We start from the raw sequence: 17,845 nt of genomic DNA on the forward strand, positions 1-17,845 counted from the left end.
ATGTCTGAGTATGTCTCCGCCGCCCTCGACCTGGACGTGACCGGGCCCGAACATACCCGCCGCCTGGCGCTCGCCCTGGCCGATTGCCTCAAAGCCGGGGACGTGCTCCTGCTCTCCGGTGAGCTTGGCGCGGGCAAGACCACGTTTACTCGTTCCCTGGGGGAGGGGCTGGGGGTGCGCGAGGGTGTTATCTCCCCGACTTTTGTGCTCTCGCGCGTGCATCCGAACCTGCCGGAGGGCCCCCGCCCCGGTGGCCCCGACCTGGTGCACGTGGACGCCTACCGTCTCTCCAGTGCCGAGGAGCTTGACGACCTGGACTTGGAGTTTTCCCTGCCGCGATCGGTGACCGTCATTGAGTGGGGCCGTGACAAGGCTGAGCACCTGAGCGATTCTCGTCTGGAGCTGGACTTTACTCGCCTGACCGGTGCGGATGCGCGCTTCGCCTACTCCGGTGCTGAAGAGTTCAGCTGGGATGATGAAGCTGAGGGCGCGACCGAGGAGGGCGCAGCCGGTGAGGTTCTCGAGGACCTCGAAGCGGATGTGCCCGAGCCTCGCCTGCTGCGCGTACGAGCCTTCGGTCCTCGCTGGGAGCATGCTTTCGACGCTCTGAAAGAGGCCCTGCAGAGCGCCTAGAGCCCGCGCGCTAGAATGATAGGGTGCTAGTACTTGCCCTTGATTCATCCGCCACCGCATCCGTGGTGCTTGCCCGCGTGCACGGCTCCGAAGCCGGTGCGTCCTTTGACATTCTGGCCCGCTTCGAGAGCGAAGACACTCGCTCCCATGCCGAAGTCATGGCCCCCTTCGCTCGCGCCGCCCTGCAGGAGGCCGGGGTGCGCGGCGAGGATCTGGACGCGATTCTGACCGGTACCGGGCCCGGCCCCTTTACCGGCCTGCGCGCCGGTATAGTTACCGCGCGCGCCCTGGGTTTTGCCTGGTCCGTGCCCGTGTACGGCATGATGAGTCTGACCGCCCTGGCTGAGCGCGCCCACCGAGAATGGGTATCCGTTCAGGACGGGGCAACCGAGGGAACCGGCGGGGCAGAAGACGCTGAGCTGCTGGTCGCTTCCGACGCACGCCGCCGCGAAGTGTACTCCGCACGCTACCGCGTCAACGCCGAGGGCTACAGCCTGGTGGACGGGCCGACCGTGAGCCCCGCCTCCGAGATCCTGCCCGGTGAAGGCCCCTCCTATGCGTACGGCTACGGTGCCGGCCTGTACGCCGAGACCCTCGAAGAGCACGGCTGGACTATTGTGGGCTCTGCCCGCGAGGTTCACCCGCACGCCGAATACCTGGTTGCCGCCGCGGCGCGCTTGGGCGTAGAGAACCTGAGCGAGGACACCTCCGCCCTGTACCTGCGCGACTCGGATGCAAAGGTCCCCGCGGCGATGCTCGCCCGCCAGCAGAAGCAAACCGCACAGGCTGCCGCGCAGAAGGAGAGCTAGATGAGCGCTCCTGAACATATCGTGCGGGATGATTTAGCTCTAGGTGCTCGCCTGCGCGTTGCCGAACTACCTGACGTGCAGGCCATGCACCGCATGGAGACCACCTTATTCCCCGCCGACGCCTGGAACATCGACATGTTCCTTGAAGAGCTAACCCACCCGACCCGCACCTACTACATGCTTGAGCTGCCGGTGGAGGACCCGGAAAGTGACGAGGGCGGCTGGCGTGCCATCGGCTACTGCGGAACCATGGTCGTTGCCGACACCGCCGATGTCCAAACCATCGGCGTACTCCCCGAGTATGAGGGCCACGGTTTCGGTCGTGCCATGCTTGAGCAGATGCACGAGCGTGCCCGCGAGCAGGGTGCTGAGCGCATCCTGCTGGAGGTGCGTGCCGACAACCCGCGCGCCCAGCACCTCTACGAGCGCAATGGCTACCGTGCGATTCATGTGCGCCGCCGTTACTACGAGGATGGAACTGACGCCATCATTATGGAATGTGCGTTCTAAATATCACGGTATTTTCCGGCAGTAGTGGGCCGTATTCCGGTAACCTCTACACCACAACATCTACACAATACTAGGCGCGGACCGCGCAACAGAAAGATAGGCTATGAGCACTCGCGAACCCCTTGTTCTGGGTATCGAATCCTCCTGCGATGAGACCGGTATCGGCATTGTGCGCGGTGCACAGTTGCTCAGCAACACGATTTCTTCCTCCATGGAGGAGCATGTGCGCTTTGGTGGAGTAATCCCTGAAATTGCCTCCCGCGCCCACCTGGACGCCATGATTCCCGCTCTCAAAGCGGCCCTCACCGAAGCAGACATTACCCTCGACGAGGTAGATGCTATCGCCGTGACTGCGGGCCCCGGCCTGGCTGGCGCACTCATGGTTGGTGTCTCCGCGGCGAAGGCGCTCGCTATTGCCACCGGCAAGCCCCTCTACGGCATTAACCACCTGGTCGCCCACGTTGGCGTGGGTCTGCTCGAGGATAACGGCACCGAAGACGGCTCCGACCTGCTGGCGAATGCAGGCTCCGGTGGTCTGGGTGCGCTGCTGGTTTCTGGCGGTCATACCGAAATCCTGCAGGTGCGAGATATTACCTCCGATGTGCGTCTGCTCGGTGCAACCCTCGACGATGCCGCAGGTGAAGCCTACGACAAAGTGGCCCGCCTGCTCGGCCTCAACTACCCGGGCGGTCCCGCCATTGACCGCGCGGCAGCCGAAGGCAACCGCAACGCCTTCGTGTTCCCGCGCGGACTGTCGAACCGCAAGTTCATGGGCACCGCCGAGAACCCCGGTGAACACCGCTACGACTTCTCCTTCTCGGGCCTGAAGACCGCCGTGGCGCGCGTGATTGAAAGTTTTGAAGCGGCCGGTGAAGAGGTCCCGGTTGCCGATATCGCAGCCTCCTTCCAGGAAGCGGTCGTGGATGTCATCACAAAGAAGGCCATGCTGGCCTGCCGCGAGCAGGGCATGAAGACCCTGCTGCTTGGCGGTGGCGTGGCGGCTAATTCGCGTCTGCGTGAGCTGCTTGCGGCCCGATGCGCCTCCGAGGGGGTACGCCTGATTATTCCGAAGTTCACCCTGTGCACCGATAACGGCGCGATGGTGGCGGCCCTGGGCGCCCGCCTGGTGGCCGCTGGCCGTAAGCCCTCGGGCGTGGACTTTACGACGGATTCTTCTCTTCCGGTGACCACGGTCTGTTTCTAAGCGGGCTACCTCTGAAATAGCTACTTCCGCAGGGATTATTAGCGCGAGCGTGTTCATGCGGCTCACCTCGAAAATACCTACAGAAATGCCTCAGCACAGTCTCGCTAAGGACTGCGCCGAGGCATTTCTGTATTTCAAGCTTTAGTTGTTTCAAGCTTTAGATGCGGGGGAGCGGGTCTAACGTAGCGCTCGCGCACGGGACTGGGCAGCAACATCCAGCGCCACCTCACGCAGAGAGCTGGTTCTCTCAAAGACCGCACGCTGACGATCCGCGCCCGTACCCTCGGCGAGGATGCGGCGCACCTGCGCCAGCTCCACCTCGCAGTCAAGGTCGCGGGCCACCGGCTCTAGCTCGGGTAGCAGCAGCTCGAAGTCCTCACGCAGGGTGCGCTGTACCGGCTCGTTAGAGACCACGATTTTGGCCTCCAGGCCGTAGCGAGCCACGCGCCACTTATTCTCCTGCGCGTGCCAGGGGGCCAGCACCTCGGGCTTGTTGCCAGCCTCGATGCGGCGGGAGAAGTACTCCACCAGACACTGGGTGAAGGCCACGATTGCGGCAATATCCGGTAGCGAGGCCATACCGTCGCAGTAGCGCATCTCGACTGTGCCGTAGCGCGGAACCGGGCGTACATCCCAGCGGTCCTCGCTCGGGTCGTTAATAACGTCGGTCGCCACGAGCGAGTTCAGGTATTCGCAGTACTGCTCCCAAGTGTCGAAGTGGAAGGGTAAGCCGTTGGTCGGCAGCTGCTGGTAGAGCTGGGTGCGGTGCGAGGCGTACCCGGTGTCGATGCTCTCCCAGTACGGGGAGGAGCAGGAGAGCGCCAGCAGGTGCGGCCCGTAGTTCGTGAGCGCGTCAATAAGCGGTAGGACCTTGTCGCGAGAATCCACGCCGACGTGCACGTGTACACCGAAAATGACCATGTGGCGGCCCCAATATTGGGCGCGCTCCACGACGCGCCGATAGCGTTCTTTGGCCACGACGGGCTGTTCGGCCCAGCGGGAGAACGGGTGGGTACCGGCCGGGTAGAACTCGATGCCCAGCCCATCGGTAATCTCGCGAATGGTGTCGGTCAGCTCCTGCAACTGGCGGCAGGCCTGCGCCACGGTCGTGCAGATGCCGGTGATGACCTCGATGGTATTCTCCAGGAATTCCCCGGTCACGTGCGCCCGGTCGGAGGCAGGCTCCAGCAGCTCGGGGCGGCGCTCGCGCAGGATGCCGAGCACCTCTGCGGCGCGCTGGGTCAGTTCGCCGCTTTCACGGTCGATGAGTGCAATCTCCCATTCCACGCCGAGGGTGGACTGAGGGGAGGAAGCAAAGTCGATCATAGGACCTTTCCTGCGTTTGGAATTAGAGTCGTGCAAATGCCGACTGCGGAAGCGATATCGGTGAGCTCTGCCCGGCCGGTGAGGTCCGGCTTGGCGGGGGCGGGGAGCGCCGTTGTCGGGCACCCTATCTAGTGTACGGTCTGACGGTGCTCAACGCCCTGTCGAGTGCAGAATCCGAACGGGAATCGTCACGAATCGTCACGAAGTGTAACCCTCGCCGCCCGGAGGCTGGGAGACTCGAGGGCTGGGATCACGGGGCCGGGTGCCCAAGGCCGGGTGAGGCTAGAGGGGTTGCACGTGCCAGCCAACGCGGCGGGAGTCCCTGCCTGAACCGATGCGCGTGAAGACCAGCGTTGCCGGGTGGTATGAGGACTCCTGTGCACCAGTAGAAGAATTAGCGTTCTTTTTCTGTTTCTTCTTGGAGGGCTTAGAACCCGCCGAACCCAGCAGGTGCGCACGCATCTGCTCGGGAACAATATCCACGCCACGCTTCTTAATCGTCAGCGCGGTAAAACCCTGTTCGCGTACCCAACGCTTCAGCTGCTTCTCCTGCAGGGGAATCTCCTCCAGCACCTCGTAGCAGGCGACTAGCGGATGATCCACCGGCTCGGCGGAACGCAGGTACGCCAGGTGCTCATCCAGCAGCTGTGCGCCGATGCTCTGCGCAAACTCCGCCACCAGGTGCGAGCGCACGATCGCGGGGGCGGGTTCCAGCAGGTACTCGCCCGGCTGCGGCAGGGACACGGGAACCTCCACGCTCTGCGCGGCCTCGGCAGCTGTGAGGGCGCTGCGGAAGCTCACCGCCTCGTAGGACGGTAGCAGGTCGGCAACCTCGTCGGTTGCCTCGGCTGCGGACGATACCTTGTCAGCGGGGTCAGCGGGCAGTTCGTGCACCGAGGTCGCGGTGCGGGCCACGCCCTCCTGCGCCAGCGCATTAAACCAGAGGACGAGCTCGGCGAGGGAACTCTCCGACTGAATCCATTCCGCCTCAACGCGCGGGGTGGGGTTCGCCTCCGAGGCAATGTCCTCGGGGGAGGGGATGCCCTCGTGCGGAAAACCCGGCCCCAGCTTCACGCCCATCGGCACGCCGGTGCGCGCCAGGCCCAGCACGAACGAAAACGGTGGCGAGAACGCCTCCGGGTCAAACAGTCGCTCCGTCTGCGCCTTCTTCGCGCCGCGCAGCTCGCGGCGGGCCGGGTCCAGCCACAGGATGGCGGGGGAGGCGCCCGCACCATCGGTGAGGAGGGCCTCCGCACCCGTACCGCTGGCGGGGGCATAGGCGGTAATATCGCCCGAGTACACGCGTGCCCGCGGGCAGAACGCCAGGTTTGCCGCGGCGAACGAGGCGGTCAGCGGATCGAGCTCCACCGCCACGGCGGAACCGCGGGCCGCGGCGTAGACGGCGGTATCAGAGCCGATGCCGCACCCCAGATCGGCCACGAGGCCCGGAACCCGCGCGAGGCGGTCGGCGCGGTAATGCGCAATCACCGGGCGGGTGGCTTGCTCGGAGGCCTCCTGTGTGAGCATGAGCGTGCGGGCGCGCTCGCCGAACTTGGCGCGTGCACGGGCGCGAGCCTGCGCGAGGGAGATGATGGCGGAGGACTCCTCGGGGCTAAATCCGTGCGAACGCAGGGAGGTGACGGCCCCGAGGGTATCGGAACCCAACGGATAGAGTTCGTCGGCCGCCGCGAGCGCACGATCGTTGAGGGGTAGCGGAGGGGCGGGAGAAAAACCGAGCGGGGATTCTCCTGTCGGAAGAGCTTCGGGGGATGCGTTAGGGGTGTGGGGCATGTCCCCATTTTACGGGCCTTTGTCCGGGGAATTATGCCCCCTGCAGGAGCCCGCACGCCGGGCCGTTCAAACCCGGTGCCGGCCCCTGTTCGCCTTGCGGTGAAACGCTCCGGAGGAGGGCGGGTTTTCTTGACCGAAAGCACCGGTGAAACTAGAGTTGAGGTAGCACTCGAGACGGCCTTCGGGCGCATCACCGCGCCGCCGTCTCGCATCAAACGTTAATCCACAATCCGGAGGAACCGATTATGGCCATCAAGCCGCTGGAAGACCGCGTCGTTATCAAGATCGAACAGGCTGAGCAGACCACCGCATCCGGTCTGGTCATCCCCGAGACTGCGAAGGAAAAGCCGCAGGAAGCACGCGTTGTCGCCGTTGGTCCGGGCCGCGTGGATGAGAAGGGCAACCGCATTCCCGTAGACATCAAGGAAGGCGACGTTGTCGTGTTCTCCCGCTACGGTGGCACCGAGGTCAAGTACCAGGGCGAAGAGTACCTGATTCTCTCCGCACGCGACGTCCTGGCAATCGTCGACTAATACTTTCAGATGCTCATGCGCCGTACCGCTCATCCGGTACGGCGCATGAGCTATCATCTGCCCCTCATTTCCTTTCTGTGACGCACTAGGAGTAGCGAACACATGGCTAAGCAGCTTGAATTCAACGATGCAGCCCGCAAGTCCCTGCAGGCTGGCGTCGATAAGCTGGCAAACGCGGTCAAGGTAACCCTTGGCCCGCGCGGGCGCAATGTTGTGCTCGACAAGCAGTGGGGCGCGCCCGTCATCACCAACGACGGCGTGTCCATTGCCCGCGAAATTGAACTGGATGACCCGTACGAGAACCTGGGCGCCCAGCTGGCGAAGGAAGTCGCCACCAAGACCAACGATGTTGCCGGTGACGGCACCACCACCGCAACTGTGCTCGCACAGGCGCTGGTGAACGAGGGCCTGCGCAACGTGACCAGTGGCGCGGCTCCCGCGGACGTCAAGCGCGGCATCGAGGCGGCTGTGGAGGCTGTCTCCGCACGCCTGCTTGAGAACGCACGCCCCGTGCAGGGCCCCGAGGTAGCGCACGTTGCCGCTATCTCCGCCCAGTCCGAGCAGATTGGTGAGCTGCTGGCTCGCGCCTTCGAGAAGGTCGGCCAGGACGGCGTCATCACCATCGAGGACGGCTCCTCCACCGAGATTGAGCTGGAGATTACCGAGGGCATGCAGTTCGACAAGGGCTACCTCTCGCCCTCCTTCGTCACCGATGCTGAGCGCGGCGAAGCAGTGCTGGAGAACAGCCTCGTGCTGCTCTACCAGGGCAAGATTTCCACCATCGCAGAGATCATGCCCGTGCTTGAGAAGATTGTTCAGGCGAAGAAGCCGCTGACCATCATCGCAGAAGACGTTGACGGTGAGGCGCTCTCCGCACTGGTCGTGAACAAGCTGCGCGGCACCATCAACGTGGTGGCTCTGAAGGCCCCCGGTTTCGGTGACCGCCGCAAGGCCATCATGCAGGACCTTGCGATTCTGACCGGCGGTACCGTCGTGACCGGCGAGCTCGGCATCGACCTGCCGCAGGTCACCCTGGAGCACCTGGGCTCGGCACGCCGCGTGACCGTGACCAAGTCCCACACCACCATCGTGGACGGCGGCGGCGACCCTGAGGCCATCGAGGACCGCGTGCAGCAGCTGCGCCGCGAAATTGAGCGCGTGGACTCCGAATGGGACCGCGAGAAACTCAAGGAGCGCCTGGCTAAGCTGGCCGGCGGCGTGGGCGTCATTAAGGTCGGTGCCGCAACCGAGGTTGAGGCGAAGGAACGCAAGCACCGCATTGAGGACGCTGTCTCCTCCACCCGTGCCGCCCTGGAAGAGGGCATCGTTTCCGGTGGCGGTTCCGCGCTGGTCCACGCCCTGAAGGCGCTGGACGGCCTGGAGCTGGATAACCACGACGCAAACGTGGGCGTGCAGATTGTTCGCCGCGCCCTGGTTCAGCCGCTACGCTGGATTGCGGAGAACGCCGGCGAGGACGGCTACGTCATCGTCTCCAAGGTATCCGAGCTGCCCGTGGGTCACGGCTTCAACGCCAAGACCGGCGAGTACGTGGACCTCATCGAAGCCGGTGTGATTGACCCGGTGAAGGTGACCCGTTCGGCCCTGCAGAACGCTTCCTCCATCGCGGCTCTGGTGCTGACCACCGAGACCCTGGTGGTTGAGAAGCCCGAAGAAACTGAAGAAGACTAAATAACGAGTGTGCCCGGTGCTACCGACCTCTCCGTGAGGTGGTGGTACCGGGCACTCGCTATCCGTTCAATGCCGTAGCATCGGGGCCTTCGCGTGCAAGAACCCTGCGCCTGTCACCAATCTTCGGGCGGCTCGGTATCTTCCGAGCGAAGAAACCCTAAGCGGCTTATCATAGAAGGTAGACTGTCCGTTTCCACACCCTCCGGAGCATCCGGCGGATGCGTCCCGCGCCGAACCCGTGCGGGCCGCCGCCCGGTACCCGCGCCGGGGGAGTGGGGTACACACCGTGACACCGTATAAAGCGCTTCCCCACGGCAAAATCGCACCGGCGAAGCACACCATCCGAAAGGTAGACAATGACCATCCCCACCGCTCTGTCCGAGGATCCCTTCGGCTTCACCGGCCTGACCTACGACGATGTGCTGCTGCTGCCCGGCAACACCGACGTCATTCCTTCCGAGGCTGACACCTCCACTCGCCTGTCCAAGCGCATTAACCTGAACATTCCCATCATTTCTGCGGCTATGGATACCGTGACCGATTCCGCTATGGCCATTGCTATGGCGCGCCTGGGCGGCCTCGGCGTGATTCACCGTAACCTTTCCATCGAGGACCAGGCCGCACACGTTGACCGTGTGAAGCGTTCCGAGTCCGGCATGATCATTAACCCCGTCACTATCGGCGCTGACGCAACCATCGCTGAATATGACCAGATTTGTGGCTACTACAAGGTGTCCGGTCTGCCCGTCGTCAGCGAAGAGGGTGTGTTGGAAGGTATCATCACCAACCGCGATATTCGCTACATGTCTCGCGGCGACTATGAGAACATTCGCGTTCGCGACATCATGACTCCCATGCCGCTGGTGACCGCACGCCCCGGCGTTTCCAAGGATGAGGCTTTTGCCCTGCTCTCGCACAACAAGATTGAGCGTCTGCCCCTCGTGGACGAGGCCGGCAAGCTGGCCGGTCTGATCACCCTCAAGGACTTCGTGAAGACTGAGCAGTACCCCCGCGCCACCAAGGACGAGGACGGCCGCCTGCGCGCAGGTGCCGCTATTGGCTTCTTCGGTGACGGCTACGAGCGCGCCATGACCCTGGTTGAGGCCGGTGTGGACGCCCTCTTCGTGGATACCGCAAACGGCCACTCCCAGGGCGTGCTGGACATGATTGCTCGCCTGAAGAAGGACCCCGCCGCCGCACACGTGGACGTTATCGGTGGCCAGGCCGCAACCCGCCAGGGTGCCCAGGCCATCATCGATGCCGGTGCCGACGCCGTGAAGGTTGGCGTGGGCCCGGGCTCCATCTGCACCACCCGCATCATTGCGGGTGTGGGCGTGCCCCAGGTGACCGCGGTTAACGAGGCCGCTAAGGCAGCTATTCCCGCCGGCATCCCGGTGATTGCTGACGGCGGTATGCAGTACTCCGGTGAGATTGGCAAGGCCTTGGTGGCTGGCGCCGACTCCGTGATGCTCGGCTCCCTGCTGGCAGGCACCACCGAGTCCCCCGGCGATCTGATTCTTGTGAACGGCAAGCAGTTCAAGGCGTACCGCGGTATGGGTTCGCTGGGCGCTATGCAGACTCGCGGCCGCCACAAGTCCTTCTCGAAGGACCGTTACTTCCAGGCCGATGTTTCCAGCGAGGAGAAGCTGATTCCCGAGGGTATCGAGGGTCAGGTTCCCTTCCGCGGCCCGCTGTCCGCCGTGATTCACCAGCTCGAAGGCGGCCTGCGTCAGACCATGTTCTACGTTGGTTCGCGCACCATCGAAGAGCTCAAGAACAAGGGCCAGTTCGTGCGCATCACCCCCGCGGGCTTGAAGGAATCGCACCCGCACGACATCACGATGACCGTTGAGGCGCCGAACTACCGCCGCTAAGACGCATCACCAACGATGATTCGCCGCACGGCGTACACCGTGCGCCGTTGAGCCCGTCCCGTGCCCTCCCGGGTGCAGGGCGGGCATCGGTGCGAATGACGCCCGGCGGCACCCCTCAAACCGAATTCGAAAGGATTCACCCCATGTCTGAAATTCAGATTGGCCTCTCCAAGAGCGCCCGACCCACCTACTCCCTGGACGATGTGGCGCTGGTACCCACCCGCCGTACCCGTGACCGCCGCGACGTCGATACCTCCTGGCAGATTGACGCCTTCAAGTTCGACACCCCGATTATTGGTGCGCCCATGGACTCGGTCATGTCCCCGGCGACCGCCATTGCACTGGGTAAGCTGGGTGGCCTGGGCGTGCTGAACCTCGAGGGCCTGTGGACCCGCTACGAGGACCCGCAGCCGCTACTCGACGAGATTGTTGAGCTGCCCGAGGCGGACCCCGCCTCCGCAACCACCCGCATGCAGCAGATCTACTCCGAGCCGATTAAGCCGGAACTGATCACTGCACGCCTGGAAGAGATTCGTGACTCCGGCGTGGTTGTTGCTGGTTCCCTGAGCCCGCAGAACACCCAGGAGCACTACGAGACTGTGGTGAAGGCGGGTGTTGAGCTGTTCGTCATCCGTGGTGCCTCCGTCTCTGCTGAGCACATTTCGACCTCGCATGAGCCGCTGAACCTGAAGAAGTTCATCTACGAGCTCGACGTTCCGGTCATCGTTGGTGGTGTGGCCGGCTACTCGCAGGCTAAGCACCTGATGCGTACCGGTGCGGCTGGCGTGCTTGTGGGCTTCGGCGGCGGTTCTGCACAGACTACCCGCCAGGGTCTGGGCATCTCCGCACCGATGGCAACCGCTATCGCCGACGTGGCAGCGGCACGTTCGGACTACCTGGATGAGTCTGGCGGCCGTTACGTACACGTGATCGCTGACGGTTCCCTGGGCCGCTCCGGCGACATGGTGAAGGCTCTCGCACTGGGCGCTGACGCTGTCATGCTGGGCGCTCCGCTGGCTCGCGCATCTGAGGCTCCCGGCCAGGGCTGGTACTGGGGTAACGAGGCGCACTCGCTGGACTTCCCGCGCGGCGTGCGCACCCCGCTGGGTGTTGTCGGCTCCCTGGAGGAGGTCCTGTACGGTCCTTCGCACCACGTGAACGGCACCAGCAACATTGTCGGTGCGCTCAAGCGCGCAATGGCTAACTGCGGTTACCTGGACCTGAAGAAGTTCCAGAAGGCAGAACTGACAGTGGTTCCCTCGTACCGCGGCTAATGTAGCTTCATGAATCACCGCCCGGTGGTTGGCAGGTTTTGGTCTGCCGGTCGCCGGGCGGTGCTTTCTTATACTGGCTGTCTTTATGAGGTGGAATGACCGGCGAAGCGAGGAATAGTTCCCGCGCCACGGGCGTTCAAGCTCACACCGCGATAGCGTAAAATAGATATAACCCCGCGCAAGTGCGCGGATTAGCACCAACACGTTGAGGTAATTTTCGTGACCAATTCTGTGAACCTGGACCAGCTCGAAGAGCGTCCCGTCCTGGTGGTAGATTACGGTGCACAGTACGCGCAGCTCATCGCTCGTCGCGTGCGTGAAGCCGGCATCTACTCCGAAATCGTCCCCCACTCCATGAGCACCGAGAAGATACTCGCCAAGAACCCGGCAGCCATTGTGCTCTCCGGTGGCCCCTCCTCGGTCTACGCCGATGGCGCACCCAAGGGCGACAAGGCCCTTTTCGAAGCTGGCGTGCCGATCTTCGGTATCTGCTACGGCTTCCAGGTCATGGCCCAGACCCTCGGCGGCACCGTCGCCCAGACCGGTCTGCGCGAATACGGCGCAACCGACGCTGTGGTCTGCGCTGAGAACTCTTCCTTCCTCACCGGCACCCCCACTACCCAGAACGTGTGGATGTCTCACGGTGACTCCGTGACCGAAGCCCCCGAAGGCTTCGAGGTACTGGCAAAGACCCCCGGCGCATCCGTGGCAGCATTCGTGGACGAGTCCCGCAAGCTCGGCGGCGTGCAGTGGCACCCCGAGGTGAAGCACTCCGACTACGGCCAGGCCGCTCTGGAGAACTTCCTCTACAATGTGGCAGGCCTGAAGCCCACCTGGTCCACCAACAACATTATCGAAGAGCAGGTCGCAAAGATTCGCGAGCAGGTCGGTAGCGACCGCGTCATCTGCGCACTCTCCGGCGGTGTTGACTCCTCCGTGGCAGCAGCACTGGTGCACAAGGCTGTGGGCGACCAGCTCACCTGCTTCTTCATCGACCACGGTCTGCTCCGTGAAGGCGAGCGTGAACAGGTCGAGCAGGACTACGCAGCCTCCATGGGTATCAAGGTCATCACCATCGACGAGTCGGAGCGTTTCCTCTCCGCGCTCGAGGGTGTCACCGAGCCCGAGGCGAAGCGTAAGGCTATCGGCCGCGAGTTCATCCGCTCCTTCGAAGAGGCACAGCGCAAGCTGATTGCTGAAGCGGGCGAAGAGGGTGCAGACATCAAGTTCCTGGTCCAGGGCACCCTGTACCCGGACGTTGTCGAGTCCGGCGGCGGCGACGGTACCGCAAACATTAAGAGCCACCACAACGTAGGCGGCCTCCCCGACGACCTGACCTTCGAACTGGTTGAGCCGCTGCGCACCCTGTTCAAGGACGAGGTCCGCGCTATCGGTCGTGAGCTCGGCGTTCCCGAGAAGATTGTGGCACGTCAGCCGTTCCCCGGCCCCGGCCTGGGCATCCGCATTGTCGGCGAGGTTAACCGCGAAAACCTGGAGACTCTGCGTGCCGCTGACGCTATCGTGCGTGAAGAGCTGACCGCAGCAGGTCAGGACGAGCACATCTGGCAGTGCCCCGTGGTTCTGCTGGCTGGCGTTCGCTCCGTGGGCGTTCAGGGTGACGGCCGTACTTACGGCCACCCGATTGTTCTGCGCCCGGTCTCTTCGGAAGACGCAATGACCGCTGGCTGGTCGCGCCTGCCGTACGACCTGCTGGCTAAGATCTCGAACCGTATTACCAACGAGGTCAAGGACATTAACCGAGTGGTGCTGGACGTTACCTCCAAGCCCCCGGGAACCATTGAGTGGGAGTAATCCCGCTTTGGGCTACCTAGCTTTGTAGCGGGGAGCCCATAAAGAAAGCCGCCCGGTGCATCCGAACGTGGATGCGCCGGGCGGCTTCTTTGTGAGTATGTACGTTGCAGATGCCAGGGATGAACGAAATATAATGTGCTTATGCATGCTTCGTCTGACATGCGCAGAGCACTAACCTAATGTCATAAGGAGGGCTAAAGATGTTAAAAGCTGATAACGAGCACATTCAAAAGCAAGAGCATGAATCCTCCATCTATGAGTTTTTCGTCAGTTTTCCTGCCCTTGCAGATGACGCAAACTGTTCTGAAGAAATCCCCGTGGCGGAACGTTCTGCCTCGCAGCGCTCTGTCCCGGACTTTTAGCTTATAAGTAAGCCGCCCGGTGCATCCGAACGTGGATGCGCCGGGCGGCTCCTTATATACAAGCGTCATAGAGGCAAACAGGGCAGATATTTTTGTGTCGATATAACGAAAATCGACTACCCACATAAGTTGAGAATCTCAAGAAAACATATTCCAAAACGCCCTAAACACTATACGAAGAAATACAACACGTTAGTGCGGATGATTCGGGTGACGAATCGAATCACGCCAATGAGCGTTCGACCCCAACCCAAAGTGCAATGCGAAGAACGTGCCAAAGCAACAGAAACCAAAAGCGCACGCCATGTACACGCCATAGGTCAGCATCATGAGCTCAGAATCATGGCTCACGCCAGAAGCAACATTCAACGCCAACGAGACACCCAGAATCACCAGCCATGCAGCGCTCGCAGCCGCAATCACCCACGAGATAACACTGAGCACCGGGTGAGGAACCATAAACGTCCGCTTAGGGCCACTCACCGGCGTTACAAGTGCAGTAGAAGCTGTGGCAGGCTCAGCAACCATAGGTGAAGAACTTGCCACCGAAGATTCCAATGAAGAACGCCACGGAACATGCACACCAGCGTGCTGACCGTGAGCCTTCACAGAAGACTTAGCAGAGCGGTGGGGAGACCCACCAGACTCAGACAAAGAGGAACGATGCGGCTGCTGCATTGTGGGCTCCTGGATGTACGACCTCGCGAAAAGAAGAAACAGCAGAGTATCTTATGACGCGAAAAAATGAGTATCAGCGATAGATCGAAAGAGCATGAGGGAACATATTCTTCCTACACTCAAGATTAGGGGCGAATCGTATAAAAAACGAAGCCACAAGAGAATATGATGCAATATGACACAAAAACCAGGAATCCATAGAGCAGAAATCATAGATTCTACCCTAAAAGTTCGAGGTAGGGTTATTACATAACACCCGGTCGCGAAATGGGCGGCAGAACTTCTAGCAATAGCGAAAGGAACGAGCATGGGAATCCTCCTCCCACTCCTTTACTTGAGCCTAGGTATTGGACTCGCGCTACTGCTACCCGAACGCTGGGGAACCCGCCTCAAAGAAGACGCATCAACCCTCATAACGCGCTGGATTATCCCCACCGTCATCATCTACACCGTCGCCACCAGTCGCCCTGAGCTTTTCTTCGTTGCCGCATCCACCATGGTGTTGATGGCCCTTGGCGTGCTCGGTGCCGGACGCATCACCGGTGACCCCGTGCAGAAGCTCGCCTTCGTCTACCTAAATGCGGGACTCTTCGGCATCCCCGTGGTTGCCGGATTCTGGGGTGAGGAAGCCGTGCGCGTGTACATTGGCGCGTATATCGGCAACTCCATTATGGGCAATATTCTGGGAACCTCACTGCTGCGAGGCGACTCCAAGGGCGGCTCCAACGGCGCCCCCGGGGCAGGCGACCACCCTGCACCGGATGCTCAAGCCTCTAGAAGCCACAACGGAACCCTCCGCACAGTACTGCAAGGACTGCGCACCAGCCCACCCGTCATCGCCGTGGTGCTCGGACTACTCTGCCTACCTGCAGGGCCGTTCCTGAGCCAGCACGGGGCCGGTTTCTACCGGGTGCTGACCTGGGTGTTCAGCTTTATCGGGCTGATCGTGTTGGGCATGTGGCTCGCCGCCGCCAAACTACACCGTGCAGACCTGACCCGCGCTACCGGATGGGCACTCCTGCGCGTCGTACTCGTGAGCCTCTACAGCGCTGGTGTGCTCGCACTTGCCCGCTGGGCGCACGATACGGCGGGCGTACACTTTGACCAGCTGCTCGCCCACCCTCAGGTCATCTTTCTTTTAGGGGCTCTGCCGCCAGCCGCCAATATCGTGATTCTGGAGACCCACTACCGGCATGAGGGTACTGCCGCCCCGGTTATTGCTGCCGGGGCAGTCGTCAGCCTAGGAATGATAGCGCTCGCCGTGCCGATCCTGCAGCTCGTCTTCGCCAGCTAACTTTTGAGCTGACAGCACCAAAAAATACACGGGTACAGCAAGGAGGGCGGGGCATACGCCTCACCCTCCTTGCTGTCTATAACACTATCGACGAGCGGGAACACTCAAAGCAACTCCCACACAGACACCCACAGACACCGCGTTTAGCGTACGATGTGGTACACCTTCGCCTCGTAGGGGCGCAGGGTCGAACCCGCGTCGTCCTTGTAGTTGGAGCTCACCAGCTCAACACGAGCACCAGCCTCAGCAAGCACAGCGAAGTCACGCTCCTGCTCCTCGGCGGTGAAGTTCGAAACAACCAGCAGAGACTCGTTCGCGGGGCTACCGTCGGCACCACCGGTACGGGTGTACGCATACACAGCCTCGTCCTCATCGTGGGGAACCTGAACCGAATCCACCGGAGCGAAGGACGCGTACACCATCAGGTCCTTCAGCTCGCCGCGGCGCAGGTTGACCAAGTGCTGGTAGTGGTAGAACACCGAATCGGGATCGGCCAGAACTGCCTCGGCGTTGATTTCGGGGTAGTTCGGGTTCACGTTAATCCAGGTGGTCACACCCTCGGGGCTGAAGCCGGCGTTTGCCGAAGCATCCCACTGAACCGGGGTACGAGCGTTGTCGCGGCCCTTAATGTAGATAGCCTGCATCGCCTCTTCGTGGCTCAGACGCTTGTGGTCCACGTGCATGTCCTCGTAGAAGCGGATCGAGTCACCATCGCGGTAATCCTCAATCGAATCGAACTTCACGTTGGTCATGCCCAGCTCTTCACCCTGGTAAATGTACGGAGTGCCCTGCATGAAGTGCAGGGTGGTTGCCAGCTGCTTAGCGGACAGGGTTCGGAACTCATCCGAATCGTTACCGAAACGGGAAACCACGCGCGGCTGGTCGTGGTTGTTCCAGTACAGCGAACCCCAAGCGTTACCCTCCAGGGTGGTCTGCCAGTCGTTCAGGATGCGCTTAAGCTCGGTCAGCTTGTACGGCGCGTAGGACCACTTGCCGCCCAGCTTGCCGTTCGGGTCGTTATCCACGCCCATGTGATCGAAGTGGAAGATCATGTTCAGCTCACCGGTGTGGTAGCCGGCCCACAGCTTAGCGTCCTCGGGGCTGGTTGCGCTGGTCTCACCCACGGTCATCACGTCGTAGCGGCTGAAGGTCTCGCGGGTGAGCTCCTTCATCCACGGGTGCACCATGGTGCCGTTCGTAATGACGAACGGAATCGAGGAAGTGTGCTTCTCGTAGTCGGTGGAGGGGTCATCCGGGTAGCCCTCGGGCTTAGAGATGATGTTGATAGCGTCCAGGCGGAAGCCGTCAACGCCCTTGTCCAGCCACCAGCGGACCATGGAGTACAGGTCCTCGCGAACCTTCTCGTTCTCCCAGTTCAGGTCGGGCTGTTCCTTGAAGAAGATGTGCAGGTAGAACTGGCCGGTTGCCTCGTCCCACTCCCATGCCGGGCCGCCGAACTCGGACGCCCAGTTGTTCGGAGGAATCGGGTTGCCGTCCTCGTCGAAGCCCTTCGGGTCCTTCCAAATGTAGTAGTCGCGGTAGGGGTTGTCCTTAGAGGAGCGGGATTCCTTGAACCAGGGGTGCTCATCGGAGGTGTGGTTTGCGACCAGGTCCATGAGGATTTTGATGCCGTGCTTGTGAGCGGTCTCAAGCATCTCGTCGAAGTCTTCCATGGTGCCGAAGTCACTCATGATGGCGAAGTAGTCGGAGATGTCGTAGCCGTTGTCCACGTTCGGCGAGTCGAACACGGGGGAGAGCCAGATGACGTTGATGCCCAGCTTAGCCAGGTACGGCAGCTTCTCGGTGATGCCCTTCAGGTCACCGATGCCGTCGCCGTTCGCGTCGTTGAAGGAGCGGGGGTACACCTGGTACACCACGGCTTCCTTCCACCACTGGCGACCTTCGTAGGAGGGAACCTCGTATGCCTCGGAGTTGCTCATAATTGCCTTTCTGTACCGGCGGGTTACGCCGAAGAGGAAAAAGGTGTCTGTGATTGAAGTATAGGGCGAAGGGGGACCGGAATGTCCGTTTCTGGTCCCCCTCCGCGCAGGATATG

15 protein-coding genes are annotated in these 17,845 nt (G+C 61.9%); 11 read left to right on the forward strand and 4 right to left on the reverse strand.

The annotated features are described in order from the left end of the window. The 4 genes from tsaE (at window position 1) to tsaD (ending at window position 3,156) form a co-directional block, all read left to right on the forward strand. Window positions 1-633, forward strand: a complete 633-nt coding sequence (tsaE, locus tag JX292_RS01910) for a tRNA (adenosine(37)-N6)-threonylcarbamoyltransferase complex ATPase subunit type 1 TsaE (RefSeq protein ID WP_430538696.1) — start codon at window positions 1-3, stop codon at window positions 631-633. Window positions 634-656: 23 nt separating this feature from the next. Then, the gene (tsaB, locus tag JX292_RS01915) at window positions 657-1,442 is read left to right on the forward strand and encodes a tRNA (adenosine(37)-N6)-threonylcarbamoyltransferase complex dimerization subunit type 1 TsaB (protein ID WP_204860726.1); all 786 of its coding nucleotides are present in this window, start codon (window positions 657-659) and stop codon (window positions 1,440-1,442) included. Continuing rightward, a complete protein-coding gene (gene rimI, locus JX292_RS01920) occupies window positions 1,443-1,952 on the forward strand; it encodes a ribosomal protein S18-alanine N-acetyltransferase (protein WP_204860727.1) in 510 nt (169 codons plus the stop codon). Window positions 1,953-2,055: 103 nt separating this feature from the next. Further along, the gene (tsaD, locus tag JX292_RS01925; protein WP_204860732.1) at window positions 2,056-3,156 is read left to right on the forward strand and encodes a tRNA (adenosine(37)-N6)-threonylcarbamoyltransferase complex transferase subunit TsaD; all 1,101 of its coding nucleotides are present in this window, start codon (window positions 2,056-2,058) and stop codon (window positions 3,154-3,156) included. A 177-nt stretch (window positions 3,157-3,333) separates the two neighbouring features. Here tsaD and JX292_RS01930 read toward each other — a convergent pair whose 3' ends face one another. Then, window positions 3,334-4,482: a glutamate--cysteine ligase gene (locus JX292_RS01930; protein ID WP_204860735.1), complete on the reverse strand. Its 1,149-nt coding sequence runs from the start codon at window positions 4,480-4,482 to the stop codon at window positions 3,334-3,336. A gap of 282 nt (window positions 4,483-4,764) precedes the next feature. Further along, window positions 4,765-6,273: a class I SAM-dependent methyltransferase gene (locus JX292_RS01935; RefSeq protein WP_204860738.1), complete on the reverse strand. Its 1,509-nt coding sequence runs from the start codon at window positions 6,271-6,273 to the stop codon at window positions 4,765-4,767. Between the two features lie 245 nt (window positions 6,274-6,518). On the opposite strand from JX292_RS01935, the gene groES reads away from it, so the two are divergent. The 6 genes from groES to JX292_RS01965 all read left to right on the forward strand — a co-directional run bounded on the left by groES (window position 6,519) and on the right by JX292_RS01965 (window position 13,817). Next, complete coding sequence (gene groES / locus JX292_RS01940) at window positions 6,519-6,806, forward strand: co-chaperone GroES (protein ID WP_005505066.1); 288 nt, start codon at window positions 6,519-6,521, stop codon at window positions 6,804-6,806. Between the two features lie 102 nt (window positions 6,807-6,908). Continuing rightward, the gene (groL, locus tag JX292_RS01945) at window positions 6,909-8,495 is read left to right on the forward strand and encodes a chaperonin GroEL (RefSeq protein WP_204860739.1); all 1,587 of its coding nucleotides are present in this window, start codon (window positions 6,909-6,911) and stop codon (window positions 8,493-8,495) included. 356 nt (window positions 8,496-8,851) lie between these two features. Continuing rightward, a complete protein-coding gene (guaB, locus tag JX292_RS01950) occupies window positions 8,852-10,369 on the forward strand; it encodes an IMP dehydrogenase (protein WP_204860743.1) in 1,518 nt (505 codons plus the stop codon). Between the two features lie 143 nt (window positions 10,370-10,512). Next, window positions 10,513-11,643: a GuaB3 family IMP dehydrogenase-related protein gene (locus JX292_RS01955; RefSeq protein WP_204860745.1), complete on the forward strand. Its 1,131-nt coding sequence runs from the start codon at window positions 10,513-10,515 to the stop codon at window positions 11,641-11,643. A gap of 219 nt (window positions 11,644-11,862) precedes the next feature. Then, window positions 11,863-13,455, forward strand: coding sequence for a glutamine-hydrolyzing GMP synthase (gene guaA, locus JX292_RS01960; RefSeq protein WP_204860748.1), 1,593 nt, complete (start codon window positions 11,863-11,865; stop codon window positions 13,453-13,455). 200 nt (window positions 13,456-13,655) lie between these two features. Next, on the forward strand, window positions 13,656-13,817 hold the full coding sequence (locus JX292_RS01965) for a hypothetical protein (protein WP_204860749.1): 162 nt from the start codon (window positions 13,656-13,658) through the stop codon (window positions 13,815-13,817). Between the two features lie 192 nt (window positions 13,818-14,009). On the opposite strand, the gene JX292_RS01970 is transcribed toward JX292_RS01965, so the two are convergent. Next, window positions 14,010-14,495, reverse strand: coding sequence for a hypothetical protein (locus JX292_RS01970; RefSeq protein WP_204860750.1), 486 nt, complete (start codon window positions 14,493-14,495; stop codon window positions 14,010-14,012). Between the two features lie 307 nt (window positions 14,496-14,802). Between JX292_RS01970 and JX292_RS01975 the strand changes: the two genes are divergently transcribed. After that, window positions 14,803-15,789: an AEC family transporter gene (locus JX292_RS01975; RefSeq protein WP_204860751.1), complete on the forward strand. Its 987-nt coding sequence runs from the start codon at window positions 14,803-14,805 to the stop codon at window positions 15,787-15,789. A 143-nt stretch (window positions 15,790-15,932) separates the two neighbouring features. Here JX292_RS01975 and JX292_RS01980 read toward each other — a convergent pair whose 3' ends face one another. Next, window positions 15,933-17,729, reverse strand: coding sequence for a glycoside hydrolase family 13 protein (locus JX292_RS01980; RefSeq protein ID WP_204860752.1), 1,797 nt, complete (start codon window positions 17,727-17,729; stop codon window positions 15,933-15,935). Window positions 17,730-17,845: the final 116 nt, after the last annotated feature.

Origin of the sequence: Rothia mucilaginosa (genome assembly GCF_901875305.1) — a bacterium.
In the GTDB taxonomy this organism is placed as follows: Bacteria; Actinomycetota; Actinomycetes; order Actinomycetales; family Micrococcaceae; genus Rothia.